Source organism: Shewanella sp. 1180_01, from assembly GCF_052850535.1.
Genome location: NZ_VXCT01000011.1, coordinates 72,718 through 96,248 on the forward strand (window position 1 = coordinate 72,718; position 23,531 = coordinate 96,248).

24 protein-coding genes are annotated in these 23,531 nt (G+C 46.6%); 16 read left to right on the plus strand and 8 right to left on the minus strand.

Features of this window, described 5'->3' with window-relative positions:
* Positions 1 to 7: 7 nt before the first annotated feature.
* Positions 8 to 421, plus strand: coding sequence for a GNAT family N-acetyltransferase (locus FW758_RS08645; RefSeq protein ID WP_446445173.1), 414 nt, complete (start codon positions 8 to 10; stop codon positions 419 to 421).
* Positions 422 to 556: 135 nt separating this feature from the next.
* On the opposite strand, the gene prmC is transcribed toward FW758_RS08645, so the two are convergent.
* The 3 genes from prmC to hemA are packed head-to-tail and all read right to left on the minus strand — an operon-like array spanning position 557 to position 3,764.
* Positions 557 to 1,405 (minus strand): peptide chain release factor N(5)-glutamine methyltransferase, encoded by an 849-nt coding sequence (prmC, locus tag FW758_RS08650; protein WP_006080260.1) that lies wholly within the window; start codon positions 1,403 to 1,405, stop codon positions 557 to 559.
* A 2-nt stretch (positions 1,406 to 1,407) separates the two neighbouring features.
* Entirely contained in the window at positions 1,408 to 2,499 is a 1,092-nt protein-coding gene (gene prfA / locus FW758_RS08655; protein WP_006084076.1) for a peptide chain release factor 1, read from the minus strand.
* 14 nt (positions 2,500 to 2,513) lie between these two features.
* Positions 2,514 to 3,764, minus strand: a complete 1,251-nt coding sequence (hemA, locus tag FW758_RS08660; protein ID WP_012090153.1) for a glutamyl-tRNA reductase — start codon at positions 3,762 to 3,764, stop codon at positions 2,514 to 2,516.
* A gap of 253 nt (positions 3,765 to 4,017) precedes the next feature.
* Between hemA and lolB the strand changes: the two genes are divergently transcribed.
* The 3 genes from lolB to FW758_RS08675 all read left to right on the plus strand — a co-directional run bounded on the left by lolB (position 4,018) and on the right by FW758_RS08675 (position 6,578).
* Positions 4,018 to 4,662 carry a lipoprotein insertase outer membrane protein LolB gene (gene lolB, locus FW758_RS08665; RefSeq protein ID WP_107403804.1) on the plus strand — a complete coding sequence of 215 codons (645 nt, stop codon included), beginning with the start codon at positions 4,018 to 4,020 and terminating at the stop codon, positions 4,660 to 4,662.
* A 1-nt stretch (position 4,663) separates the two neighbouring features.
* Positions 4,664 to 5,518 carry a 4-(cytidine 5'-diphospho)-2-C-methyl-D-erythritol kinase gene (ispE, locus tag FW758_RS08670; protein WP_446445174.1) on the plus strand — a complete coding sequence of 285 codons (855 nt, stop codon included), beginning with the start codon at positions 4,664 to 4,666 and terminating at the stop codon, positions 5,516 to 5,518.
* 112 nt (positions 5,519 to 5,630) lie between these two features.
* Positions 5,631 to 6,578: a ribose-phosphate pyrophosphokinase gene (locus FW758_RS08675; protein WP_006080255.1), complete on the plus strand. Its 948-nt coding sequence runs from the start codon at positions 5,631 to 5,633 to the stop codon at positions 6,576 to 6,578.
* 216 nt (positions 6,579 to 6,794) lie between these two features.
* On the opposite strand, the gene FW758_RS08680 is transcribed toward FW758_RS08675, so the two are convergent.
* Positions 6,795 to 8,657, minus strand: coding sequence for a methyl-accepting chemotaxis protein (locus tag FW758_RS08680; protein ID WP_006080254.1), 1,863 nt, complete (start codon positions 8,655 to 8,657; stop codon positions 6,795 to 6,797).
* A 438-nt stretch (positions 8,658 to 9,095) separates the two neighbouring features.
* Between FW758_RS08680 and FW758_RS08685 the strand changes: the two genes are divergently transcribed.
* From FW758_RS08685 to FW758_RS08695, 3 genes are read left to right on the plus strand one after another with little or no spacing between them, the layout of a single operon-like run.
* Positions 9,096 to 9,629, plus strand: coding sequence for an RNA polymerase sigma factor (locus FW758_RS08685; protein WP_446445175.1), 534 nt, complete (start codon positions 9,096 to 9,098; stop codon positions 9,627 to 9,629).
* Positions 9,629 to 10,213 carry an anti-sigma factor gene (locus tag FW758_RS08690; RefSeq protein WP_259559072.1) on the plus strand — a complete coding sequence of 195 codons (585 nt, stop codon included), beginning with the start codon at positions 9,629 to 9,631 and terminating at the stop codon, positions 10,211 to 10,213. The genes FW758_RS08685 and FW758_RS08690 overlap by 1 nt, the downstream gene beginning before the upstream one ends.
* Positions 10,210 to 11,166, plus strand: a complete 957-nt coding sequence (locus tag FW758_RS08695; protein ID WP_446445176.1) for a DUF4097 family beta strand repeat-containing protein — start codon at positions 10,210 to 10,212, stop codon at positions 11,164 to 11,166. Before FW758_RS08690 ends, FW758_RS08695 begins: the two co-directional genes overlap by 4 nt.
* Before the next feature lie 76 nt (positions 11,167 to 11,242).
* On the opposite strand, the gene rsuA is transcribed toward FW758_RS08695, so the two are convergent.
* Positions 11,243 to 11,995, minus strand: coding sequence for a 16S rRNA pseudouridine(516) synthase RsuA (gene rsuA / locus FW758_RS08700; protein ID WP_199850923.1), 753 nt, complete (start codon positions 11,993 to 11,995; stop codon positions 11,243 to 11,245).
* Positions 11,996 to 12,072: 77 nt separating this feature from the next.
* Here rsuA and FW758_RS08705 point away from each other — a divergent pair, with 77 nt between their 5' ends.
* The 3 genes from FW758_RS08705 (at position 12,073) to FW758_RS08715 (ending at position 15,986) form a co-directional block, all read left to right on the plus strand.
* The gene (locus FW758_RS08705; protein WP_413485804.1) at positions 12,073 to 12,627 is read left to right on the plus strand and encodes a sugar O-acetyltransferase; all 555 of its coding nucleotides are present in this window, start codon (positions 12,073 to 12,075) and stop codon (positions 12,625 to 12,627) included.
* A 262-nt stretch (positions 12,628 to 12,889) separates the two neighbouring features.
* Positions 12,890 to 14,974 (plus strand): M13 family metallopeptidase, encoded by a 2,085-nt coding sequence (locus FW758_RS08710; protein ID WP_446445177.1) that lies wholly within the window; start codon positions 12,890 to 12,892, stop codon positions 14,972 to 14,974.
* Positions 14,975 to 15,200: 226 nt separating this feature from the next.
* Positions 15,201 to 15,986 carry a RelA/SpoT domain-containing protein gene (locus tag FW758_RS08715; protein ID WP_259522501.1) on the plus strand — a complete coding sequence of 262 codons (786 nt, stop codon included), beginning with the start codon at positions 15,201 to 15,203 and terminating at the stop codon, positions 15,984 to 15,986.
* Between the two features lie 315 nt (positions 15,987 to 16,301).
* On the opposite strand, the gene FW758_RS08720 is transcribed toward FW758_RS08715, so the two are convergent.
* Positions 16,302 to 16,475 carry a hypothetical protein gene (locus FW758_RS08720; RefSeq protein ID WP_432339612.1) on the minus strand — a complete coding sequence of 58 codons (174 nt, stop codon included), beginning with the start codon at positions 16,473 to 16,475 and terminating at the stop codon, positions 16,302 to 16,304.
* Here FW758_RS08720 and FW758_RS08725 point away from each other — a divergent pair.
* Together FW758_RS08725 and FW758_RS08730 are read left to right on the plus strand one after the other, a co-directional pair.
* On the plus strand, positions 16,474 to 16,881 hold the full coding sequence (locus FW758_RS08725; protein ID WP_011845817.1) for an SMI1/KNR4 family protein: 408 nt from the start codon (positions 16,474 to 16,476) through the stop codon (positions 16,879 to 16,881). The genes FW758_RS08720 and FW758_RS08725 overlap by 2 nt on opposite strands.
* A 30-nt stretch (positions 16,882 to 16,911) precedes the next feature.
* Positions 16,912 to 17,412 carry a DUF4447 family protein gene (locus FW758_RS08730; RefSeq protein ID WP_107949110.1) on the plus strand — a complete coding sequence of 167 codons (501 nt, stop codon included), beginning with the start codon at positions 16,912 to 16,914 and terminating at the stop codon, positions 17,410 to 17,412.
* A gap of 148 nt (positions 17,413 to 17,560) precedes the next feature.
* Here FW758_RS08730 and FW758_RS08735 read toward each other — a convergent pair whose 3' ends face one another.
* Entirely contained in the window at positions 17,561 to 18,193 is a 633-nt protein-coding gene (locus FW758_RS08735; RefSeq protein ID WP_446445178.1) for a glutathione S-transferase family protein, read from the minus strand.
* 208 nt (positions 18,194 to 18,401) lie between these two features.
* Between FW758_RS08735 and FW758_RS08740 the strand changes: the two genes are divergently transcribed.
* From FW758_RS08740 to FW758_RS08755, 4 genes are all read left to right on the plus strand, one after another.
* The gene (locus tag FW758_RS08740; RefSeq protein ID WP_432406280.1) at positions 18,402 to 18,941 is read left to right on the plus strand and encodes a PH domain-containing protein; all 540 of its coding nucleotides are present in this window, start codon (positions 18,402 to 18,404) and stop codon (positions 18,939 to 18,941) included.
* 151 nt (positions 18,942 to 19,092) lie between these two features.
* Positions 19,093 to 20,367 carry an Nramp family divalent metal transporter gene (locus tag FW758_RS08745; protein WP_446445179.1) on the plus strand — a complete coding sequence of 425 codons (1,275 nt, stop codon included), beginning with the start codon at positions 19,093 to 19,095 and terminating at the stop codon, positions 20,365 to 20,367.
* A gap of 152 nt (positions 20,368 to 20,519) precedes the next feature.
* Entirely contained in the window at positions 20,520 to 20,984 is a 465-nt protein-coding gene (locus tag FW758_RS08750) for a DUF1456 family protein (protein ID WP_006080239.1), read from the plus strand.
* Between the two features lie 274 nt (positions 20,985 to 21,258).
* On the plus strand, positions 21,259 to 22,947 hold the full coding sequence (locus tag FW758_RS08755) for an NAD-dependent malic enzyme (RefSeq protein ID WP_006084095.1): 1,689 nt from the start codon (positions 21,259 to 21,261) through the stop codon (positions 22,945 to 22,947).
* 128 nt (positions 22,948 to 23,075) lie between these two features.
* On the opposite strand, the gene FW758_RS08760 is transcribed toward FW758_RS08755, so the two are convergent.
* Complete coding sequence (locus FW758_RS08760; RefSeq protein WP_446445180.1) at positions 23,076 to 23,510, minus strand: DUF3069 domain-containing protein; 435 nt, start codon at positions 23,508 to 23,510, stop codon at positions 23,076 to 23,078.
* Positions 23,511 to 23,531: the final 21 nt, after the last annotated feature.

Sequence of the window (23,531 nt, forward strand, 5' to 3'; positions counted from 1 at the left end):
ATAGACGATGAATTTAAGCTTAATTAATGATGAATCAACCGAATTCGCCGATGCCATAAAACAAAAAATCGTCGAGTTTAACCAAGCCCAATGGCAAGGGCTTAGCCGTAAGAATCTCGGCCTCAAATTACAAGACGCCGAAGGTAAACTGTTAGCAGGCATAAGCGGCAAAACCTTCGGCAATTGGTTGTTAATCGAGTATCTGTGGGTCGATGACGCCCTAAGACACCAAAAAATCGGCACGCGCTTGCTATTAGAAGCAGAAAGCCAAGCAAAAGCGCGCGGCTGCCAATTTGCCCTACTCGATACCTTAGATTTCCAAGCTAAGCCCTTTTATGAGCGCCACGGCTATCGCGTGCAATGGATACAACAAGCCTACCCAGAAACCGGCAGTAAATTCTTTATGGTGAAAGTGTTGTGATGTTTAAGGCTTGCGATCGTCAGCTTAACATCTGCTTAAGGTGACTCTTTAGAAAACAAAAACGCCATTGGCAATAACCAATGGCGTTCGTTAAATCGGCATAACTGGGTAAATATCTTCACTTAAAGTAGCGCGTTATTCTGCCCATTTACCCATAGTACATCTGTCATTGCTACCAAAGTCTCGCACTGTGGCGACATTTTCATAGCCCAGTTCGATAAGCTTAGCTCTGAGTCTTACCGCCTGTTCGAAGCCATGCTCGAGCAGGATATAGCCGTTAGGCTTTAAGTAATCTCGGGCAGTGTTGGCAATATAATACAGATCGGCAAAGCCTTCCTCGGCAGCGGTTAACGCGCTTTGGGGCTCGAAACGCACGTCACCTTGGTGCAAGTGTTCGTCAGTCTCATCAATATAAGGCGGATTTGAGACGATTAAGTCAAAGTCACGCGACTTTACCGCGCTAAACCAATCACTTTGAAGAATGTCGACCTGTGGCAGCTTTAAGTTTTCACGGTTCGCGATAGCCAAAGCTACGGCATCATCGACTTTATCGACCGCCGTGATTTGCCATGACTCACGCTCAGACGCTAACGCCAGCGCAATGGCCCCAGTGCCTGTACCTAAGTCGAGCACTTTTGCGTAGGTAGAAAGCGGCATGTTCAAGGCGGTTTCGACCAGAATTTCCGTGTCGGGACGCGGGATCAAAGTCGTGTCGTTAACGATAAAAGGCAGTGACCAAAATTCGCGCTCACCGACAATATGTGCCACAGGCACGCCCTTTTGGCGTTTCTGTACCATTTGCTGGAAGCGTTTCCACTGCTCAACCGTCAGGGATTTTTCAGGCCAAGTATATAAATAGCTGCGACTTTTATTGAGGCAATATAACAACAAAACCTCTGCATCCAGATGAGCGGATTCAGAGGTTGATGCTAACTGCACATAAGCCCATTGCAGGGCTTCGGCTATACTAGATTGATCTGACAAAACTACCCCTGCTCGTCAGCCAGTGCGGCTAACTGATCGGCTTGATGCTCTTGCATCAGAGGCAATAAAATAGCATCGAGATCGCCTTCCATCACTTCGTTCAAGCGATATAAGGTCAAGTTGATGCGGTGTTCGCTCACGCGGCCTTGCGGGAAGTTGTAAGTACGCACACGTTCAGAGCGATCGCCACTGGCAACCAGACTACGACGGGTCGATTCTTCGGCGCTACGGCGTTTTTCGTCTTCAACAGCTTGAATACGTGCGGCCAGAACACTCATGGCTTGGGCACGGTTCTTATGTTGCGAACGTTGATCTTGGCATTCCACCACTATCCCTGTTGGAATGTGGGTAATACGAATGGCAGAATCAGTTTTGTTAACGTGCTGACCACCAGCGCCCGATGAACGGAAAGTATCGACTTTCAGATCGGCTGGATTGATTGAAATCGCTTCTGCTTCAGGTACTTCATGCAATACAACCACAGTAACCGCTGAAGTATGCACACGGCCTTGAGATTCGGTTTCTGGCACACGTTGTACGCGGTGACCGCCAGACTCAAACTTAAGTTTGCCGTATACGCCGTCGCCACTCACCTTCATGATCACTTCTTTGAAGCCACCATGTTCGCCTTCGTTACAGCTCATGATTTCGATCTGCCAGCGATTTGCTTCGGCATAACGGCTGTACATACGGAACAAATCGCCCGCGAAAATCGCGGCTTCATCACCGCCTGCACCTGCGCGGATCTCAACGAAGGCGTTTTTATCGTCGTCGGGATCTTTTGGCAGTAAAAGAATTTGCAGTTCATCTTCAAGATGCTCGAGTTTGGCCTTAGCGGCTTTCATCTCTTCCTGCGCCATTTCGCGCATTTCAGCATCGTCTTCTTCCAGCATTTCTTTGGCAGAATCGAGATCGACCTGCGCTTGCTGATAGGCTTTAAAGCCAGCAACAACGTCTTCTAACTGAGCATATTCTTTCGATAACGCGCGAAACCTGTCTTGATCCGAAATGACGCTAGCATCACCCAGCAAAGCCATGACTTCTTCATTGCGCTCGAGCAAGCCTTCCAGCTTGCGGATAACGGATTCCTTCATTTAACTCGCTAACCTTAGTGTTTATCTAATCCAAGCGCTGATCTTAACTGACCGAGAGTATTCAAATCGCCCTGACGACTCGCTGCCGTGAGGGCCTGTGTCGGTGCGTGGATAAGTTTATTGGTCAGGCGATTGGCTAGTTCAATCAATACCTGCTCAGTGTCTGAGCCCTGGGCTAATTTATTCAGGGCGCGTTCCACTAACTCATCTTTTACCGCCATGCTCTGGCTGCGATACTCGCGAATACTGTCGACCGACTCTAAAGAACGGATCCAATCCATAAATAAGAAAGATTGTTCTTCAGTAATTACTTCAGCTTGCTCGGCGGCTTCTTTTCGAGAAGCCATATTCTGTTCAATAATGCTATGCAGGTCGTCCACTGTATACAGAAACGCGTCATCCAAATCGGCGACTTCCGGCTCAATATCCCGGGGAACTGCTATATCAACCAATAACATAGGTTGATGGCGACGCTGCTTTAGCGCTTTTTCGACCATGCCTTTACCTAAGATAGGCAGAGGGCTGGCGGTAGAGGATATCACGATATCGGCTTTTGGGAGATAATCTGGTATCTGTGCCAGTGTAATTGCTGTTGCGCCAAACTCCTCACACATGCCTTGGGCGCGCTCTAACGTCCGGTTTGCTACGACCATAGACGCCACGCCGTTGTCTTTAAGATGTTTAGCAACCAACTCTATGGTTTCACCCGCGCCAATCAATAGCACTTTCGTGGTAGATATCGACGAGAAAATATGTTTCGCCATGCTAACCGCAGCAAATGCCACAGACACTGCGGCGGCGCCGATTTCAGTATCGGTACGGACTTTCTTAGCGACTGAAAAGGTATTTTGAAAGAGTCTGTCTATGGTTAAGGCAACAGTTCCAGCCTCTTTGGCCTTAACGAATGCTTGTTTTACTTGGCCGAGAATTTGCGGCTCACCCAAGATCAACGAATCGAGCCCAGAAGCCACACGCATCAAATGCCTGACGGCATCTTGACCATGATAATTATAGAGACAAGGGGCGACGTCCTTATGATCAAGGCCGTGATATTCTTCAAGCCACGCAATAATGTCGGCCTCATCGCCGTTGTTGCAATACAACTCAGTGCGATTACAGGTCGAGACAATAACGGCTTCACCTGAGCGTGTACGACTGGCCAGACTCTTCATAGCGTCATGAATTTTGTCCGGAGAGAAGGCAACTTTCTCACGCAGGTCTACCGTGGCTGTTTTATGGTTAATACCGATTGCTACAAGGCTCATCTGACTCTTTCTAGATTCTTGGCGACTCTCTTAATAAGGGCATTCTACTGAATTGGCCCAACTAAAAACAGAATACGCTTAACAAAACCGAATAAAGGTCTAACTTCTTACCTAAATTTTCTATCAATAATAGGTAAGGCAAAATTTGTCCCAAGGGAGCAAATCTAAGTGACCGCCGATGGAAATTTTACGTTTGGCATTGGTATTCTTTCCAAGCCCTCGTATCATAAGGACTTTGGTATATCAGTCATAGATGAATAATTTGAAGCGCCTCACAAAAACCATTTTCTCTTGTTTTACCTTAAGCGCCCTACTTTTGCTGGCGGGGTGTGAAACCTTGCCGCCGATGACTGACCTAAGCCCAATCACAGTCACGGATGCGCGCCAAGCAAGCGCTTGGGAATTGCAGGGAAAACTGGCGATAAAAACCCCTGACGATAAGCTCAGCGCGAATATCTACTGGCGCCACAGTGAAGATCGCGACGAACTGACACTCACCACTATGCTAGGTACGACTGTGTTGACGCTTAACTCAACCCCGAACTCGGCCCATTTGCATATCGATGGCAAAGACTTTCGCGACGATAATGCCCAACGTTTACTCGAGCGTGTCAGCGGTTGGTCCATCCCCTTGGCCGATTTACCTTTGTGGATCACTGGCCAAATTGGCCCCAATGATCAGGTCATCGTACGCGATAGCCAAGGCAAACCTAAACAGCTAACCAATACTCAAACCCCGCCACCTTGGCAGGTCGCATTTTTAAGTTGGCAATCCCAGAGCGGCGCCAGTGTGCCCCATCAATTAAAGCTTGAACGTGGTGATTTACAACTCAAACTACAACTGAATCAATGGCAAGCTCTTGGCAAGCCCGCGATCTTAGTCGGAGAACAACCTTAACATGCCCGCTGCAATTTCCCGCAATTGGCCTGCGCCAGCCAAGCTCAACTTGTTTTTACACATTAATGGCCGCCGCGCCGACGGTTACCACGAACTGCAAACCTTGTTTCAGTTTATCGATTGCTGCGACATGCTCGATTTTAAGGTCACTGAAATCCCTGAACTGATTTTGCACTCCAATATGTCGGGCGTTGTCGCTGACAGCGATAACTTAATTCTGCGAGCCGCAAAATCATTACAACAAACCACGGGCTTTAACGGTGGCGCTGAGATCTGGCTGGATAAACGGCTGCCCATGGGCGGCGGTTTAGGCGGCGGCTCGTCCGATGCTGCGACCACATTAGTGGCATTGAACAAGTTATGGCATACCCAATTATCGACCGAAGAATTGGCTAAAATCGGCCTTAAATTGGGTGCCGATATTCCTGTTTTTATTCATGGTTTCGCCGCTTTTGCCGAAGGTGTGGGTGAACGCTTACAAGCAGTAAATCCGAGTGAGCCTTGGTACTTAGTCATAGCACCCGATGCCCATGTTTCCACCGCAGACGTATTCCAAGATCCACTTTTACCGCGTGATACCCCGAAACTGGCCATAGATACCTTAATGAGCCAACCTTGGGCAAATGATTGTCAAAAACTAGTCGTTTCTAAATACCCTCAAGTTGCCAAGGCATTAGGCTGGCTGCTAGAATATGCGCCGTCGAGAATGACAGGAACAGGCGCATGCGTGTTCGGGGAATTCACACAACAGCAGCAAGCTCTCGCAGCCTTGGCGAAATTACCGTCTGAAATGCAAGGATTTGTTGCACAAGGGATGAATCTTTCGCCGCTCATCACGCGACTCAGTCACCCTTAAACTACTTTCTTCTAGAGTAACCACTTAACGATAACGCCTCGGGTTCCTCCCGTCCCTATATCGTCGTTACTCTAGCCACTAAAATATAAAGCAAACGCCTGAGGTTCATACAGTGCCCGACATCAAGCTCTTTGCTGGGAACGCCACCCCCAGTCTCGCTAAAAAGATAGCCGATCGTCTATTTTGCAAACTCGGAGACGCAGTGGTTGGTCGTTTCAGCGATGGTGAAATCAGTGTCCAAATTAACGAAAATGTACGTGGTGCCGATGTGTTCATCATCCAATCCACTTGCGCGCCGACAAACGACAACCTGATGGAACTCATCGTGATGGTTGACGCGCTGCGCCGTGCATCTGCTGGCCGTATCACAGCCGTTATTCCTTACTTTGGTTATGCTCGTCAAGACCGTCGCGTTCGTAGCGCCCGTGTACCGATTACTGCAAAAGTCGTTGCCGATTTCCTGTCTAGCGTGGGTGTTGACCGCGTTCTGACCTGTGACCTGCACGCTGAGCAAATCCAAGGTTTCTTCGACGTTCCTGTTGATAACGTATTCGGTAGCCCAGTGCTGCTAGAAGATATGTTAGCGAAGAACTTAGATAATCCAGTCGTTGTTTCTCCAGACATCGGTGGTGTTGTTCGCGCTCGCGCAGTAGCAAAACTGTTGGATGATTCTGATTTAGCGATCATTGATAAACGTCGCCCACAAGCGAACGTTGCTCAAGTTATGCACATCATTGGTGATGTTCAAGGTCGTGACTGCATTATCGTTGACGATATGATCGACACAGGCGGCACTCTGTGTAAAGCGGCTGAAGCCTTAAAAGAACATGGTGCGAACCGCGTATTTGCTTACGCAACTCACCCAGTGTTCTCTGGCAAAGCGGCTGAAAATATCGCTAACTCAGTGATTGATGAAGTGATTGTGACTGACACTGTTCCTTTAAGCCCAGAAATGTTGAAAGTGGCTAAAGTGACTCAGTTAACTATGTCTGCGGTACTGGCCGAGGCAATTCGTCGCGTAAGCAACGAAGAGTCTATCTCTGCCATGTTCCGTCACTAATAGTTCCGTCACTAATAGTTCTGTCACTCATTATTATAGTCACTGAACGTTCTGACTAATCTGAGTGGTTCCAATGCACAGTGTGCTGTTTTAACGAATCACTAAGCTTGCAGAGCTAATCACTCAGACATAAAAACGCACTCCTCGGAGTGCGTTTTTGTTAGTGTATTTTCTAAGCTAGCTTCTGCTCATTAGATTAGAGTTGGCTTTTAAATATTAGATTTTAAAATTACTGACCGCACGGAATAAGAATTCAGCCTGCGCTTTCAGCTCATCCGATGCCGACGCATTGGCATCTGCCGCATGGGAGGATTCTTCGGCGATATCGCGGATCACCACCACGTTCTTGTTCACTTCGGCCGCCACCATGCTTTGCTCTTCAATCGCCGCGGCAATTTGAGTACTCATGTCCATGATGTTACGCACATCAGTATTAATAAGCTTGAGTAACGCACCGGCACTCGCCGCTTGCTCCGCACTCTCAACACCTTGTTTTTGACTCGATTCCATCAATTGCACAATCGAGCGAGTACGCGTCTGTAAGGTCTGAATAATGTTCGCAATCTCTTGGGTTGACGATTGAGTCCGCATCGCTAAGTTACGCACCTCATCGGCAACCACGGCAAAACCACGGCCCTGCTCACCCGCACGCGCCGCTTCAATCGCCGCATTCAAGGCCAAGAGGTTGGTCTGCTCGGCAATACCGCGGATCACATCTAACACGCTACCGATTGTCTCGCTGTCACGTTCCAGCTCATTAACGACCGCAGCCGAGCTATTGAGCTGCTCAGCAAGTGACTGGATTTTATGAATCGTTTGCTCAACTTCTAATTGGCCACTTTGCGCATTATCGTGGGTCTGGCCCGCTTTTGATGCCGCTAACTCAGTTGTTTTAGCAATTTCGTCAATGGTTGCGCCCATTTCAGTGATCGCCGTTGCAACCATGTCAGTCTCATTGAGCTGTTGACCTACGCCTTCAGAGGCAAGCATGGCATTTTCGGATACGCGCTTACAGGAGGTGTTAATTGTCGCGACCGACTCAATCACTTGCTCAATCAGTTGCTGGAAGCTACTCACCATACTATTGAAGTGCTGTGCAATTTCGCCAAGTTCATCTTGCGTTGATGCATCGCATCTCAAGGTCAGATCTTTACTCACTTCGATACGAGCAATGATCTGCGTGATACGCTCAACCGGGGCGATAATACTACGGATAATCAAATAGGTAATGATAGATAGCAGCAACGTGATAAAGATAAACACCGCAATACCTACATTAACGCTGCTGCTCTCAGCATCATCAATCGCCTTAAGCGCTAGGTTATGTAAGTCATTCGCGCTACTTTCAATTTGTAGATTGGCAGCGACAAGACGCGCCATAGTGCCATCTTTCTCGGTCAAACCAAGTTGCTGCTCTTTATTGGTTAAGCTTTTAAAATCTTTCTGATACTGAGTAATAAGCTCTGCAATTTTATTTTGGGTATCGGCATCTAAGCTTGATGAACGTAGCTTGTCATTAAACTTGCCAATGTTGGCATCGAAGGTTTCAACATAACTTAGCTCTCGACGCAGCATAAAATCTTTTTCGTTACGTCTCAGTTGCAGCATAGCCACTTCGAGTTCGAGCTGATTGTATTGCTTCAGCAGCGTTTCAACATTATGCACCGCCGTACGCAATGTGCCGTACAAACCTGTTTTAGGCGTTAAGCCAATTTCCTGCTGTAGCTGCACCACTTCAGAAAAAGCAGCTTGATACTGATTTAAATTACTATCAAAACTTTCAAGCGATGCCTTGGACACACCGTATTCTTTAAAGACTTTCTCTAATTCTGGGACAATACTGTCGATTGCCATGTGGCTTTGCTTATGTAGCTCGGCATATTTTAAATCCTTACGCGCGAAGAAATCCTTTTCGTTTTTACGCAGAATTAAGACATCGCGCTCTAACTCAAGCACATTTTGAACGGCATGGGAGAGCTCCGACTTAACCGAATTTGAATGGAGTTGTAATCCAAACATGGCAACTAATGCCGAGATAGACACAGCTGCGCTGAGTAACAACTTTGAGCGGATTAGCATAGAAAGTCCCCGAATAAATAATCTATCTTAAAAAGATAGCTGCAAATTAAGCCTTTAACAGCGCAAGTGTAGCAATACATGAAAAGTTCATATCAAATACTCTGACAATCTGTGGATTTAAGCTCTCATATCGTGAGCACCTCATTATTTTTAGCTTAGTTCATCAAGATGATGCCGACATATTTTTCAAAGTAATGCATGTTAATTTTGTTAAATATACCGTCTCAACGCCGATATAAAGATCACCATACCAACTGGTATAAAATGAATAACTTCATCAGCTTAACTGTATATTTTCGGGCGGATTCTACTACAGATTACAAAAATGTTACGCTGGATAATGAATCTTAATAAAATATATTTTTTACAGTTCCAAACCTTTTGCAGCATTCAGAGCGTCAAAACTACAACACTTAATAATTATGGCAGGGAATGACAGTGACAGCAGGGATACTCCCACTCAATAGCGCAATGTCTGACTTTGAACTGGCCACCTTCGCCAGCCAAGGCAACAGAGCCGCCTTTAAATTGCTGTATCAAAGCCATCATCAACGTATTTATGCCCTATCACTGCGCCTTTGTGGTCATAAAACCATGGCGGAAGACATTACCCAAGAGTGTTTTATTTTAGTGTGGCAGAAGTTGCCACAATTTCGAGGTGAGAGTCAGTTTTCCACTTGGTTACACAGCATTTGTGTCAATCAAGCCTTGAGCAGTATTCGTAAACAACAATCATTCTGGGCACGATTTATCCCACTGGAAAATGAGACTGAACCTATGAGTTCAGATGAAAGTTATAGCGGATTAGATAAGTTGATTTTCAAACTGCCGCAGCGGGCACGCATGGTGTTCGTACTCTGCGCCATCGAAGGTTATCAACACGATGAAATCGCTGACTTGCTTGGCATTGCCGTCGGCACTAGCAAGACCCAATACCATAGAGCTAAGCAACTACTACAGGAGATGCTGTAATGACGTTAACGCCGCTTTCCCGTGAACAACAGCTTGAGCAACTGATCAATAGCGCTCCCAAAGAAATGTCGCCCACCCATGATCTGTGGCAAGGCATTGAAAAGCGTATGGACAAACCGCTGGTTTCCCAAACACGCCAATCCCAGAACGGCCGACAGTGGGCGATAGCCGCCTCTTTTATCATGCTAGTGGCATTGGGATATAGCCAATTGCCTTATTTCAATCAATTAACCACACAGCAGACAGAGCTTGCCCAAAACTCAGCTATGCCAGAGCAACAAGGGGATGCGGCCTTACAGTTACTGTTAACCCAAATCGCGGCATCGCACCAAGCGCAAGTGGATAACCTAGAGCAGACAACGAATGCGCTAGCTTGGCAGACCAGTAGTTTCAGCGCGCCCGTTGAGCAAGGTTTGGCGGAACTAAGACGCGCGGCAACCCAGATTTACCAAGCTTTACAAGCAAATCCAACCGATAAACAACTTTGGCAACTCTGGCTTTGGGTGCAGCAACGTGAGCTCGACCTATTGCAACAGGGCCAAAAACTACCCATTAGAAACTCGACACAAGGAAACACCCTATGAGTAACCTCAATCTCACTAAAGCCAGTCTATTGGTTTCGACACTCTATTTAGGTTTGATGGGCAATGTGTTCGCAGCGCAAAGTGTTGATAAACAGCTTAATATTAGCAGCGACACCCAACTGCAGATCAAAGTCCAGCGCGGCGATGTGACGATTCAAACCTGGGATAAGAGTGAAGTCAGCGTCACAGGTACACTCGATGAATTGAGCGAAGGCTTTGTGTTCGAGCAACAGGGAAACAGTCTGAATATCGAAGACAAAATGCCCCGCCACTACAATGGCAGTAATGACAAAGGCTCGCAGCTCACCATTAAAGTGCCAAAGACAGTAAAACTCAGTGCAGATACTATTTCAGCAAATCTGCAAGTCGCCGAAGCCCAAGGTGAACTCGATTTGAATACCGTCAGTGGCGATATCAAAGCTAACAACCTTAGTGGTAAACCTGAGTTGCACACAGTCTCAGGCGACATCATCACTCAAGCACTCGAGGGTAAAGTGAAATTAGAGACAGTATCAGGCACGATTCAAGACACTGACAGTAAAGGGGAAATGAACTATCGCCTCGTAAGTGGTGACTTAAAAAGTCAAACTCAGGCCGAAAAAGTGACGGTTGAACAAGTTTCTGGTGAAGTGAATGCTAACTTTAGTCTCGCTAAGGAAATCCTACTCAGAACCGTCAGCGGTGACTCAAAAGTGTCACTGGCGAAAAACTTCAACAGAGCCAATTTAGAAAGTGTGAGTGGCGATATCATAGTGACTTTTGCCGATATGCCAGATGCCAGCTTTGACTTAGACGGCGGACCAGGTGGCAAGATCAAAAATACCTTAACCCAAGATGAACCTAAAAAGCAGAAATACGTGCCACGCGCCGAGCTGTCATTCCAAACCGGTTCGGGTGCCGCCAGTGTAAAAATGAACACTATCAGCGGTGATTTGGTTTTAAAGAAACAGTAATTACTTAGGTTTTATCGCGCCAATAAAAATGCCGCCACGAGTTTAACTCGGGCGGCATTTCTGTAGATTCCTTGAGTTAAACTGATGCTATTTCTTCGGCGGTCAAATAACGCCATTCACCCAGCGCTAAGGCGGGATCTAATTCAATTTGGCCCACACTTTCACGGTGTAACCCTTGCACGTGGTTGCCCACAGCAGCAAACATACGTTTCACTTGATGGTACTTACCTTCAGTGATGGTGAGTCGCACTAATTGCGGCTCAATAATCTCCAGCAATGCAGGCTTAGTTAAGCCATCTTCACCGCGTAATTCAACGCCAGCGGCAAATATTGCAATCAAGCCAGCATCCACAGGATCGGCGAGTTGCACTAAATAGCGTTTACCGCATTCTTTCTTCGGTGAAGTGATTTTATGCGACCACTGACCGTCGGTCGTGATCAGCACTAGCCCTGTGGTATCGGCATCTAAACGGCCGGCAATGTGCAAGGTTTCAGGCTTGGGCACATCCACTAAGCTCAATACCGATGGATAGGTTTCATCAATCGTTGAACAAATGGTGTCGACTGGTTTGTTGAGCATTAAATAACGTACGCCCACTAAGGCAATAGGCTCGCCCTCGAGACAAACACGCATACCTTCAGTCACTTTAAAGCCCGAGTCTTTGACGACTATGCCATCGCAAGTGATGTCACCGCGATGCAGGGCTTTTTTCGCTAATGAGCGAGTCAGTGGGGTACTCTCACAGATAAATTTGTCTAAACGCACGTTAATACTCAACTTCAATAAAGAAAACTGCCATATTATGAGGCCGACCACTTCAAAGGGCAAAGAATTGCTGCTCAGCACGCGATGTGTTTCTATTTAGCCCTTACGCATTTACGACAGTCACCCTAGGGAAAGATGACATGACTGAATTCCAAAAGATGATCACAGGCCAAGAATACGATTGCCTTGCCAGCGAACTATTAAGTTTACGAGCTCAGCAGCAACGGCTGAATCGACAATTAAATCAAATGATTGACCAAGATACCCCAGAGTACAGCCAACTCTGCCAGCAGCTCATTCCCCATAAATCACCAGCCGCAACGATATCCACGCCGATTTTTATCAGTTATGGCGCCAACCTATCCCTTGCCGACAAAGTGTTTATCAATGTGAATGTCACCTTGCAGGATAATGCGCCCATTTCTATTGGCGAGCAGACTATGGTCGGCCCCAATGCACAGTTTTATACCTCGAGTCACCCACTCGATGCCGAGCTGCGTTGCTCAGGTTTAGAAACCGCTAAAGCAATTAAGGTCGGTAAACGGGTATGGATTGGTGGCGGCGCTATCATAATGCCAGGCGTCACTATTGGTGATGACGCCATCATAGGCGCTGGCGCCGTAGTTACAAAAAATGTAGCCGCCAAAACCGTGGTCGCAGGTAACCCCGCAAAGCCGATCCGGCAGCTAATTTAATCGCGGGTAAAAAAGAGAAAGCTAAGTGCTCGCTTACCTCAAAAGGCTTGCATACGGTAACTTTGCCGCTAATGAGCTTAAGATTGTAATTGGTAACCTTTAGTTACATATGACTCAAGATAAATCCGCGATAAAAACTGTAATGACCTTGTTTAGATTCCTAGTAAGGCATTAACATAGTACATTGCGCCTGAAGCAATCCCATTTTGCAAAAAATAACAGCCCCAATAATGGGCACAATAATAAACTCGAAGGAAACGACATGAGAAAAGTACTCATTGGGGGACTGTGTGCCTCACTTATCGCAGGCCTGACTGCCTGTAATGACAAGCCAGCCGACGTTAAAACACCTGAAACTGCTAAAACAGCCACCGCAGTTGCTGTAACTCAAGTACTGGGTTCTGGTATTGAATTCGCTAATTTTGATAAAGCGGTTCGCCCACAGGACGATTTCTACAAATATGTTAACGGCACTTGGCTGAAAAACACTGAAATCCCAGCCGATCGCACTAGCATTGGCGCTTTCTACGATTTACGTGAAAAATCACGTGACGATGTAAAAGCCATTATCGAAGAAGTGGCAGCAACGCCAAATCTCGCCGTTGGTACAGACGAGCAAAAAGTAGCCGACTTATATCGCTCATTTATGGATACTGACACACTCAACAAACTGGGCGTGACACCAATCCAAGGTGAGTTCGATGCCATTAACGCCTTAAAAGATAAGAATGAATTGGTGAAGTACTTCGCCCACAGCCAAATCGCTGGCGCGGGTACGCCTATGGCATTTTATATCGATATCGATGCGAAAAACTCTAGCCGTTACGCGACTCATCTCTATCAATATGGCCTAAGCCTGCCAGAAAAAGACTACTATTTTAACGAGTCAGAACGCTTCGTTAATATCCGTAAGGCTTACCTAGCCCACATAGAAAAGATGTTTACTCTTGCGGGTCTCGCTAATCCTAAAGCCAGCGCTGAGTCTATCCTTGCCCTAGAAACAGCAATTGCCTCTAAGCATTGGGATGTGGTTGAAAACCGCGACAGCACGAAAACTTACAATCTATATCAAGTGAAAGATCTGCCAACATTGGCACCGGATATCGATTGGACTGTCTACTTAACAGCGCTGGGGGCGGATAAGCAAACCGACATCATTGTTAACCAGCCTAGCTATATCCAAGGTCTGAACGAGGTTTTAAAAACGACCGATTTAGCTACTTGGAAAACCTACATGCAATGGCAAGTACTGACGCATGCGGCGAACTATTTGAGTGAAGCGCTGGACAACGAAAACTTCGATTTCTTCTCTAAAACCTTAAACGGTCAAGAAAAGCAAGAACCACGTTGGAAGCGCGGCGTAGCCTCTGTTAACGGTATGCTGGGTGAAGTTGTCGGCAAAGTGTACGTTAAACGTCACTTCACGCCTGAAGCCAAAGACCGTATGCAGGCACTGGTGGAAAATCTTCGTGGCGCTTACGGCGAGAGCATCAAAGATTTAACCTGGATGAGCGACAGCACTAAAGTGGCTGCGGCGGATAAGTTAGCAAAATTCAACCCGAAAATCGGTTACCCGAACAAGTGGGAAGATTACAGCAAGCTGAGCATCAAGGCTGACGACTTAATCGGTAACGCTATTCGTGCCAGCGAAGTTGAACATGCTAAGTCATTAGCCAAACTGGGCGCGCCAATCGACAAAGACGAATGGCACATGACCCCACAAACGGTTAACGCTTACTACAACCCAACCATGAATGAGATCGTCTTCCCTGCAGCAATTCTGCAACCACCATTCTTCAATTTGGCGGCTGACGATGCAGTCAACTACGGTGGTATTGGTGCCGTTATCGGTCACGAAATGGGCCATGGTTTCGACGACCAAGGTGCTAAGTTCGATGGCGAAGGCAACATGCGTGACTGGTGGACTGAGCAAGACTTGAAAGAGTTCTCTGCCCGTGGCCAAGCGCTGATTGCACAATACGACGGTTACTTTGTGTTTGACGATTTGCACGTCAACGGTGGTTTAACGCTAGGTGAGAACATTGGTGACTTATCAGGTGTGACTATCGCATACCGCGCCTATAAGAAATCACTCAATGGTCAAGAAGCGCCAGTCATCGATGGCTTAACAGGCGATCAACGTTTCTTCATCGGTTTCACTCAAATTTGGCGCGCGAAAGCCAAAGAAGAAGCGATGCGTAACCGTGTAGCGACCGATCCACACTCACCTGCGGAATTCCGTGCTCTGGGTGCTCTGTCTAACATGCCTGAGTTCTACACCACATATGATGTGAAACCCGGTGATGCTATGTATATCGCACCAGAGAAACGCGTAAAAATTTGGTAAGCCAGATTTAAATCGCCGCTCGGCTACATAAGCTGAGCAACAACAATGGCGTTCACTGTCACAGGTGGCGCCATTTTTTTTGGCTAAACTCCTCAATCCCGAGTGATGAATGTGAACCCATGCGCAAGATGAACAAGTCTTAATGATTGATTCAGCTTTAATTAAGCAAAAGAAGCCTATGGTGGATGGGTGACCTGTACAACTCACCCATAAGGAAGTAGGCCGCATGACTAAGTTATTTCGTACCTTTTTTATTTTTCTACTCTTATTATCGAGCCGCGCTGGTGTAGCAAATTCTCTCGACGTCAGTGACACAAAAACAGAACGTGGTAATTACAGTGCAAGACAGGCACAAAGCCACGATCTACAAGGTCTATACGCACTCAGCAGTCAGACCTTTGATGCGCCTCGTCAAACCTCGAATGACTTATCCGTTCTCTATCACCAAGCCTATGATGCTCAAGCTGAACTGGCTCAGTTGCTTACCCGAATTGCCCATCATTCACAGACGCAAGTGATTATTCCTCCGGTGAAGAGTTATCAAAGAGCTGCCGATAAAGTGGCGACAAAATTTAACGGTGACGCCAGCCAAATTACCGACCTGGCAAGGGCAAGTATCGTGACCGACAGCATTCAAGATCTGATGCAGGCTTACCAAGCCTTGAACGAACAGACCCAAGTGGTGAAACAAAAGAACCGCTTTGCCGAACCCAAAGCATCTGGTTATCGCGATCTCAACTTGCTGGTGCGTTTACCCCAATCTGGCATGATTGCCGAGGTGCAATTGCATTTGCAGGATATCGCCGATATCAAAAACGGCCCAGAGCACAAGGTATATGAAAAAGTGCAGACGATTGAAGCTAATGCCCGTAAACAGCAAAGGTTACTCAGTGAGTTTGAACTCGCGCAGATTGCTAAATTACGCCAAGAATCACACAAGCTGTACCACAAAGCATGGCTTAACTATAAACGGGTCGATGAAGCCAGTTTATTAAGAGTCTCAGTCGCTTAACCCGCAATCGTTTCCACTGTTGCGCTGGTATCCTGCAAAGGTGCCAGCGCTTTTTTAATATCTTACAGCGCCTGAAAAACCATATTAAAAATAAGCTGAAAAAAAGCACTCTCTCGCATCGAACGTCTTTTTAAGTCGATACCCAAGCAACCTGAAGATACGAGTTTCAGAGTGCCTAGGGTGCTTCAATTCAAGGCGCATCAATGACAGAATGTCGGCCACCTTTTGAATTGATGCAACACGGAAGTGAAGTGCCCTAGGCACTCCTTCCTGGCGAGCTTTAACGCACTTTATGCAGTGTTGACTATTTTTAACTTAGCCCGCTAGGTCTGCAAATAGCCGCAATCGCCATGGATGGCGTGAATGCCATTTATGCAGGAGCAATAAATGACCTTGCCTAAAGTGCGTTAAATTCTCGCTGAATCCTGCATCTTCAGGTTGTTTGGGTATATAATCCCGCGCCATAGCCCTATCAGCAGGAAACGCCATGCACGACATCATTGAGCAACTCCAAGAACGCAGCGAAACTGTTCCTGTACCACTCGAATTACCCACATTTGAGCAGCTCGTCGAAGTTGAAGAGCAAATCCTTATTTCATTACCACGGGAGCTAAAAGAATACCTGCTGTATGCCAGTGATGTGATTTACGGCACGATAGAGCCAGTAACTGCATCGGATCCCTACTCACACACCTATCTGCCTGAGGTCACTTGTTATGCTTGGTCTATCGGCATGCCAAGGGACATGATTGCCATTTGTCAGCAGGGCGATGCTTTTTACTGTATCGACCAAGATGGCCAAGTGCATTTCTGGAAAAACGGCGGTTTTACCGATATCTATTGGGAGTCGTTCTGGGAATGGGTTGAAGAAATCTGGCTAAAGATTAAATACTAATTTTACTTTTATTGCATTGAGAACACGATTATGTCTAAAAACATTGGCTTGAATGCCATCGAAATGAGCTACTTACGCCAATCATTGAGCTTAAGTGCGGCTCAAGTTGGCACGCTAACTAACCATAGCGAAACCGATGTATTAGCCTGGGAAAGTGGCGAACAAGCTGCACCTGAGCTGGCGCAAAAGAAACTGCTTGATATTGATGACATCATTGAGATGCAAGTGCTCAACACCTGCGATGGTATCGAAGAACTATTTAAAAAAGAACCTAAGCGTCATTTAGCTTTTGTGGTGTACCCCACTCAAGCCACTTACACTCAATACAACCCCGAATTTTTAAGTTCATTGCCTTTTACTGAGCTGTACAACACCGCAGCTTGGCGCATCAAGAAAGAGTGCAAACTGGTCCTAGAAGTCGACGTTAGCTTAGTCGCACTGGACGTGGAAGCCTATAAAGCCTTCCGTGAACCGACCAAAATGAGCGAAAGCCGTGAAAGCCGTGCTAAATGGGCCGCGACTCAGCTATAAGCGTGTAAATCCAGAAGCTTAGTACTCGCATTAACAGCAAGGGCAGATATCACTATCTGCCCTTTTTATATTCTCATAATGATTTTCAGATAATGGTGGGAATGCACCTGAATCATTCAAGGCTAAAATAATCAGCTACTCTGCCTGATTAACCCTTAGCGGCCACCACAGCATCCATCTTCTGCAAAGCCGATTGACGCGACGGCAGCGCAGACAACCTATCGCGATAAGCGGCGAGTTTAGGTGGAATGGCTTGTTCAAACAATGTGCCCCACATTAAGGTATGGGCTAGCAAAATATCCGCCACCGAAACGTCATCACCGAGCAAGAAATCACTCTCAGGCAACATGGCTTCGGCCAATGCCGCCGCCTTATCAAACTCCCATACCGCACAAGGCATGATCTGCGGATGACGCTGCGCCTCAGGCAAGGCAAACTTATGTTTACCCAAAGTCCAAAGCGGCTGCTCAAGCTCAGTAATGATGAAGCTTACCCATTGATGGTGCAAACCCGATGCGTTACTCCCCACTGGTGGCAACAACTTACCCTCGCCATACTTTTCTGCGAGATAAAGGCAAATCGCTGCAGATTCAGATAACACTAGCTCAGCATCCGTTAGCACAGGCACTTTACCACAGGGATTTATCGCTAAAAATGCCGCGCTGCGATGCGCCCCCTTAGTCATATCCACAAAGGAAAAATCCCAATCAACCCCCAACTCTTCCAACACCCAAGCAACTCGTAATGCGCGACTGCGCGGTGTGCCATATAAAGTGATCATTGCAACGTCCTTTTAGTGGTTGTAGGTAAACGAATCCCCGAAGATACACTGAGACTGCACCAAATAAAACTCAAACAATCGCTACAAAATTACATCCTAATATATTAAAACAATGTATTTCACCTAAGCGATACTCCAAGATAGGAAATGTCCAGCAAAGCAGTCAATTCAAGAGTGATGCTTGAATATCAGAATTTAAGGAAAAAACATGGAAGACAAGATCATTCATCAAGCAGAGTTTGAGTCCAATCTAGGTTTGTATTGGTTGCTTTCAGGGGCCGCCTATTTCAGCCTCAGCATAGTCGGCATTCCCTTGTTATTGCTTTGGTTTCCAATCGGGCTGTGGGGAACTCGCCGCTATATTCGTAATATGAGTGCCGAGCTCACCAGTAATAAGTTGATTGTGCGCCGCGGAATATTAACTCGTACCGAAAATACAGTGCCTTTGGACAAAATTACCGATATGGCATTGATCCAAGGCCCAATTATGCGCCTATTTGGTCTGCATAAACTCACGGTAGAAACCGCAGGGCAATCGGGCGCAGGCGCCTTGATAAGCTTAGTCGGCATAGTTGATGCGCCTCAATTTAGAACCCGCGTATTAGAACAAAAAGAGCGTCTTACTCAGCGCTCGCATACAACGACCCCATCGGTGCAGCCTGATGATGCGTTATTACAAAACGTAGTCGAGATGGCTGCAAGCCTAAAACGAATTGAAGCCTTGCTCAGCCAAAAATTAAATAGATAAATTGAATAAAACGACTTTCAGTTCAATCACTTTCCCTTTAATGTTGAGCCACTCACTTAGCGTTAGCACAGCTTTAGCATGAGCGCAGCCTTAACATAAGGGCTTGTTCGATTCCCCAGATTAATTTTCAACAGGTACTTTTAATAACGACATGACAGAATCCTCGACAACCTCTTCTTCATCCTCTTGGATGGCACACCTGACGCTTGGCATTAAAGCTATGGGGCCAGGTGTGCTTATGGCCGCAGCGGCGATTGGCGCATCGCATTTAGTTGCCTCGACTCGGGCCGGCGCCGAATTTGGCTGGCAACTGGCTTGGGTCATTTTAGGGGTAAATTTACTTAAGTATCCCTTCTTTGCCGCTGGCGCACGTTACACCGCCGCCACAGGGGAGAGTTTACTGCACGGTTACCTCAAACAGGGCCGAGGTTATTTGCTGCTATTTACCGGACTGAATGTGATTGCCGCCGCCGCTAGCACAGCAGGTGTTTGCATGCTCACCGCCGCCATGTTGACCCAATTTATTCCGCTTCCCATCGATTGGTTAGCCTTGCTGGTATTGCTGAGTTCATTGGCTTTGCTGATCTTAGGCCATTATCAACTACTCGATAGACTCACTAAGATCATCATGTTCGCCTTAACGCTAACGACCTTAATTGCCGTGGCCTTAGCTTGGGATCATGCTCAGCCATTAGCGAGCAATTTTGTTTCTCCCTCACCTTGGCAATGGGCCCATGTGGGATTTCTGGTCGCCATGATGGGCTGGATGCCGGCACCGATTGAAGTGAGCGCTTGGAATTCCATCTGGTTGCTCGAAAAACAAAAAAGCCAGACAGTCACAAAAGCGCAAGCGCTGCTCGACTTTAATTTAGGCTACATCATCACCGCGATCCTCGCGATCGTGTTTCTGTCCTTGGGCGCCTTAGTGATGCACGGCAGTGGTGAGCACTTTTCTGATTCAGGCGCACAATTTGCTAATCAATTGATCAACCTTTACAGCCAAGTGATGGGTGGTGAAAGTCGTTATCTTATTGGGATTGTGGCTTTTCTCTGTATTTTTAGCACCACAGTAACCGTTATCGATGGCTACAGCCGCACCTTAGATATGGGCTGGCAATTACTCACCTCAAAGGCCAGTTCAGACAAACGCCTCACAGGGATCATGCTCGCCATCAGTGCCTTTGGCTTATTGCTGATCCTCTTCTTTAAAGGCGCACTGTTGCAGCTACTTGAGTTTGTGATGATTTTGGCCTTTATGACCACTGTCATTTTTGCTTGGTTAAACTACCGCTTAATGACCAGCAAACAGCTCCCCGAAGCCGATAGGTATGGCACTAAGATGAAGCTACTCTCTTGGTTTGGCCTGAGTTATCTGCTGATTTTCGCGGCACTATTTATCTATTGGTACAACGTCATTAAAGGTTGATTGCTAAGATGTCATGACAGCTATTTATGCCAGAATCATAAATAGCATTCGCTACGCTGCGTTAAATTCCGGCTAAATTCTGCTTTTGAGGCGGTTTGGGTATATAATACCGCCTCTTAAACCAGACAGCGCAGCCGCGCCAAGAGATGACCATGATTAATAATGATATTTTGCGCCGTTTGCGCTTCGTGTTTGATTTCAACAATGCCAAAATGATTAAAATTTTTGCCAAAGCTGGAAGAGAAGTGCCGACAGAAGAGATCATTGCTCTACTGCACAAAGAAGAGGAAGAAGGTTACAAAGCCTGTAATGACACCACTTTATGTCAGTTCCTAGACGGCCTTATCATCGAAAAGCGTGGCCTACGTGAAGGTGCAGAAATCCCAGCGCCAGTATCGCGTTTAAACAATAACTTAATCTTCAAAAAGCTCAGAGTAGCCCTCGAAATGCGTGAAGAAGACATAGTTGCAGCCTTGGCTCTAGCCGAAGTGCAAATGTCAAAATCAGAACTGAGCGCGCTGTTCCGCAATCCGGATCATAAGAATTTTAAAGAGTGTGGCGATCAAATCCTGCGTAACTTTATTCGCGGCTTATCACTTAAGTATCGTGGTGAATAACGCAACACATCAGTTTTTCATATCAAACGCAGCTTAGGCTGCGTTTTTTTATATCCAATTTAAGCTATACCTAAAGTTGCTTAGGCATAAACAACAGCATAACAATTCCATCTGAAGTACCTCATAAATCCTGTTTAAAACAGCTGACTTTTTTACTGCTGCAAAAAAACCACAAATACCTCGTTCCACGGACAACAAAGATCACATTTCATGATAACCTTACGTGACTTACAGCACGTATTGACCACTTAAACAATAACTCAAAAGGTTACCCATGGACGATAATAAACGCCCCCTCTATCTTCCGTTTGCAGGACCTGCCATTCTTGAAGCCCCGCTGATTAACAAGGGCAGTGCATTTTCTGAAGAAGAGCGTATTTTCTTTAACCTCGAAGGCTTAGTTCCCTATGCCATTGAAACGATTGAGGAGCAGGCTTCTCGCGCCTACGATCAATTTAGAAGTTTCAATAACGACTTAGACAAGCATATTTACCTACGTAATATCCAAGACACAAACGAGACCTTATTTTATCGTTTAGTGCAAAATAACATCAGCGAGATGATGCCCATCATCTATACGCCGACGGTAGGTTTAGCTTGTGAACGTTTCTCGAAAAACTATCGCCGCAACCGTGGTTTGTTTATCTCCTATCCGAACAAAGATAGGATCGATGACATCCTCAATAACTCGACTCGTCAAAAAGTTAAAATTATCGTAGTCACTGATGGTGAACGTATTTTAGGCCTTGGCGATCAAGGTATTGGCGGCATGGGGATCCCTATCGGTAAGCTGTCACTCTACACGAGCTGTGGTGGCATCAGTCCGGCTTATACTCTGCCTATCACTTTAGACGTAGGCACAGATAATCCGCAGTTGTTAGAAGATCCTATGTATATGGGCTGGCGCCATCCGCGCATCGGTGGCGAAGAATACGCCGAGTTTATCGAAGCCTTTATGCAAGCCGTACATGTGCGCTGGCCAGACACTTTGATCCAGTTCGAAGACTTTGCCCAAAAGAACGCCATGCCGATCTTAGAGCGTTATAAAGATCGCTATTGCTGCTTTAACGATGATATTCAAGGTACCGCCGCCGTTGCCGTCGGTTCACTACTGGCCGCTTGTAAAGCTGCAGGTACTGAATTAAATCAACAACGTATTGCCTTCCTTGGTGCGGGTAGCGCGGGTTGCGGTATCGCCGAAGCTATCGTGGCGCAAATGGTGTCCGAAGGGATCAGCGACGAGCAAGCTCGCACGCAAGTATGTATGGTTGACCGTTGGGGCTTATTGCTAGACAACATGCCTAACCTGTTGCCATTCCAGCAAAAATTGGCGCAGAAATGCACCAATATCCAAAACTGGAGTAATTTCAGCGACAATATTTCGTTATTGGATGTGGTTAACAACGCTAAGCCAACCGTGCTGATTGGCGTGTCCGGCGTACCGGGTCTGTTCACCGAAGAAATTATTCGCGCTATGCACAGCCATTGTGCCCGCCCGATTATTTTCCCACTGTCGAACCCAACCAGCCGTGTTGAAGCGACGCCAAAGGACATTTTGCATTGGACCTCAGGTCAAGCACTCGTCGCCACGGGTAGTCCGTTCGAGCCCGTTGTGGTCGATGGTGAAACCTATGAGATTGCCCAGTGTAACAACAGCTTTATCTTCCCAGGTATTGGCTTAGGTGTTTTAGCCTCTGGTGCCCGCCACGTTTCCGATGCCATGTTAATGGCCTCAAGCCGCGCACTTGCAGAATGCTCGCCACTGGCAATCGACGGTAGCGGCCCATTATTGCCGAAACTGGAAGATATCCACGCGGTCAGTAAACACATCGCTTTCGCCGTAGGTAAAGTCGCAGTTGAACAAGGTTTAACGCTGCCAATGAGCGATGAAATCTTACAACAATCAATTGAAGGCAATTTCTGGAGTCCAGAATATCGCCGCTACAAACGCACTTCGTTCTAAGCATAGCGTTGCCGTGACTTAAGTCACGGCAAAGCAGCTTTAGCTAAGCGTTTGTGCCAACAAAAAGCCCGTCACTGCAAAGTGACGGGCTTTTTGATTTTCAGACTCAGCGCTTATTTCAATAAAAACTAAGGCGCCATAACCTGTTTAAAGCTATTGAGCATAGAGCGATCGATACGTGCTTTTTTCAATTTACGTAGACTTTCTTTGAGCGACTCATCGGCTAAACGGGTGAAGATACCGTTATATTCTTGCTCTTGGATTTCACCATCGGTATCGGCCTGCTCAGAAATCTCTTGGGCAACACGGCTCAGCTGCAACCAAGCATTCGCAATATAAAAACCGTGGAATGCGGCTTGATCCATAAGATTACGCGCGCTAGTAGGCAAAGATGCCCAAGCTTGGCTAAATTTGCCCTCTCTGTCTTCCAACAGTTCAGCGCACAGGCTTTGATATGCAGCCAATAATCCATCTGGGAGTTTTGCCATTGGCAGCACTTTATTTGCGACATTGTAAGAAATCTGCTCGGCAGTTTCACGGTAAACAGCTGATAATTCACTCATAAAAAATCTCGATTAACATTC

Excerpts from the sequence above, each read along its gene's own strand:
- FW758_RS08645 (WP_446445173.1), top strand. The coding sequence starts at position 8 with ATGAATTTAAGCTTAATTAATGATGAATCAACCGAATTCGCCGATGCC.
- prfA (WP_006084076.1), bottom strand. The coding sequence starts at position 2,499 with ATGAAGGAATCCGTTATCCGCAAGCTGGAAGGCTTGCTCGAGCGCAAT.
- hemA (WP_012090153.1), bottom strand. The coding sequence starts at position 3,764 with ATGAGCCTTGTAGCAATCGGTATTAACCATAAAACAGCCACGGTAGAC.
- lolB (WP_107403804.1), top strand. The coding sequence starts at position 4,018 with ATGAATAATTTGAAGCGCCTCACAAAAACCATTTTCTCTTGTTTTACC.
- ispE (WP_446445174.1), top strand. The coding sequence starts at position 4,664 with ATGCCCGCTGCAATTTCCCGCAATTGGCCTGCGCCAGCCAAGCTCAAC.
- FW758_RS08680 (WP_006080254.1), bottom strand. The coding sequence starts at position 8,657 with ATGCTAATCCGCTCAAAGTTGTTACTCAGCGCAGCTGTGTCTATCTCG.
- FW758_RS08690 (WP_259559072.1), top strand. The coding sequence starts at position 9,629 with ATGACGTTAACGCCGCTTTCCCGTGAACAACAGCTTGAGCAACTGATC.
- FW758_RS08695 (WP_446445176.1), top strand. The coding sequence starts at position 10,210 with ATGAGTAACCTCAATCTCACTAAAGCCAGTCTATTGGTTTCGACACTC.
- FW758_RS08705 (WP_413485804.1), top strand. The coding sequence starts at position 12,073 with ATGACTGAATTCCAAAAGATGATCACAGGCCAAGAATACGATTGCCTT.
- FW758_RS08710 (WP_446445177.1), top strand. The coding sequence starts at position 12,890 with ATGAGAAAAGTACTCATTGGGGGACTGTGTGCCTCACTTATCGCAGGC.
- FW758_RS08715 (WP_259522501.1), top strand. The coding sequence starts at position 15,201 with ATGACTAAGTTATTTCGTACCTTTTTTATTTTTCTACTCTTATTATCG.
- FW758_RS08725 (WP_011845817.1), top strand. The coding sequence starts at position 16,474 with ATGCACGACATCATTGAGCAACTCCAAGAACGCAGCGAAACTGTTCCT.
- FW758_RS08720 (WP_432339612.1), bottom strand. The coding sequence starts at position 16,475 with ATGGCGTTTCCTGCTGATAGGGCTATGGCGCGGGATTATATACCCAAA.
- FW758_RS08730 (WP_107949110.1), top strand. The coding sequence starts at position 16,912 with ATGTCTAAAAACATTGGCTTGAATGCCATCGAAATGAGCTACTTACGC.
- FW758_RS08735 (WP_446445178.1), bottom strand. The coding sequence starts at position 18,193 with ATGATCACTTTATATGGCACACCGCGCAGTCGCGCATTACGAGTTGCT.
- FW758_RS08740 (WP_432406280.1), top strand. The coding sequence starts at position 18,402 with ATGGAAGACAAGATCATTCATCAAGCAGAGTTTGAGTCCAATCTAGGT.
- FW758_RS08745 (WP_446445179.1), top strand. The coding sequence starts at position 19,093 with ATGACAGAATCCTCGACAACCTCTTCTTCATCCTCTTGGATGGCACAC.
- FW758_RS08750 (WP_006080239.1), top strand. The coding sequence starts at position 20,520 with ATGATTAATAATGATATTTTGCGCCGTTTGCGCTTCGTGTTTGATTTC.
- FW758_RS08755 (WP_006084095.1), top strand. The coding sequence starts at position 21,259 with ATGGACGATAATAAACGCCCCCTCTATCTTCCGTTTGCAGGACCTGCC.
- FW758_RS08760 (WP_446445180.1), bottom strand. The coding sequence starts at position 23,510 with ATGAGTGAATTATCAGCTGTTTACCGTGAAACTGCCGAGCAGATTTCT.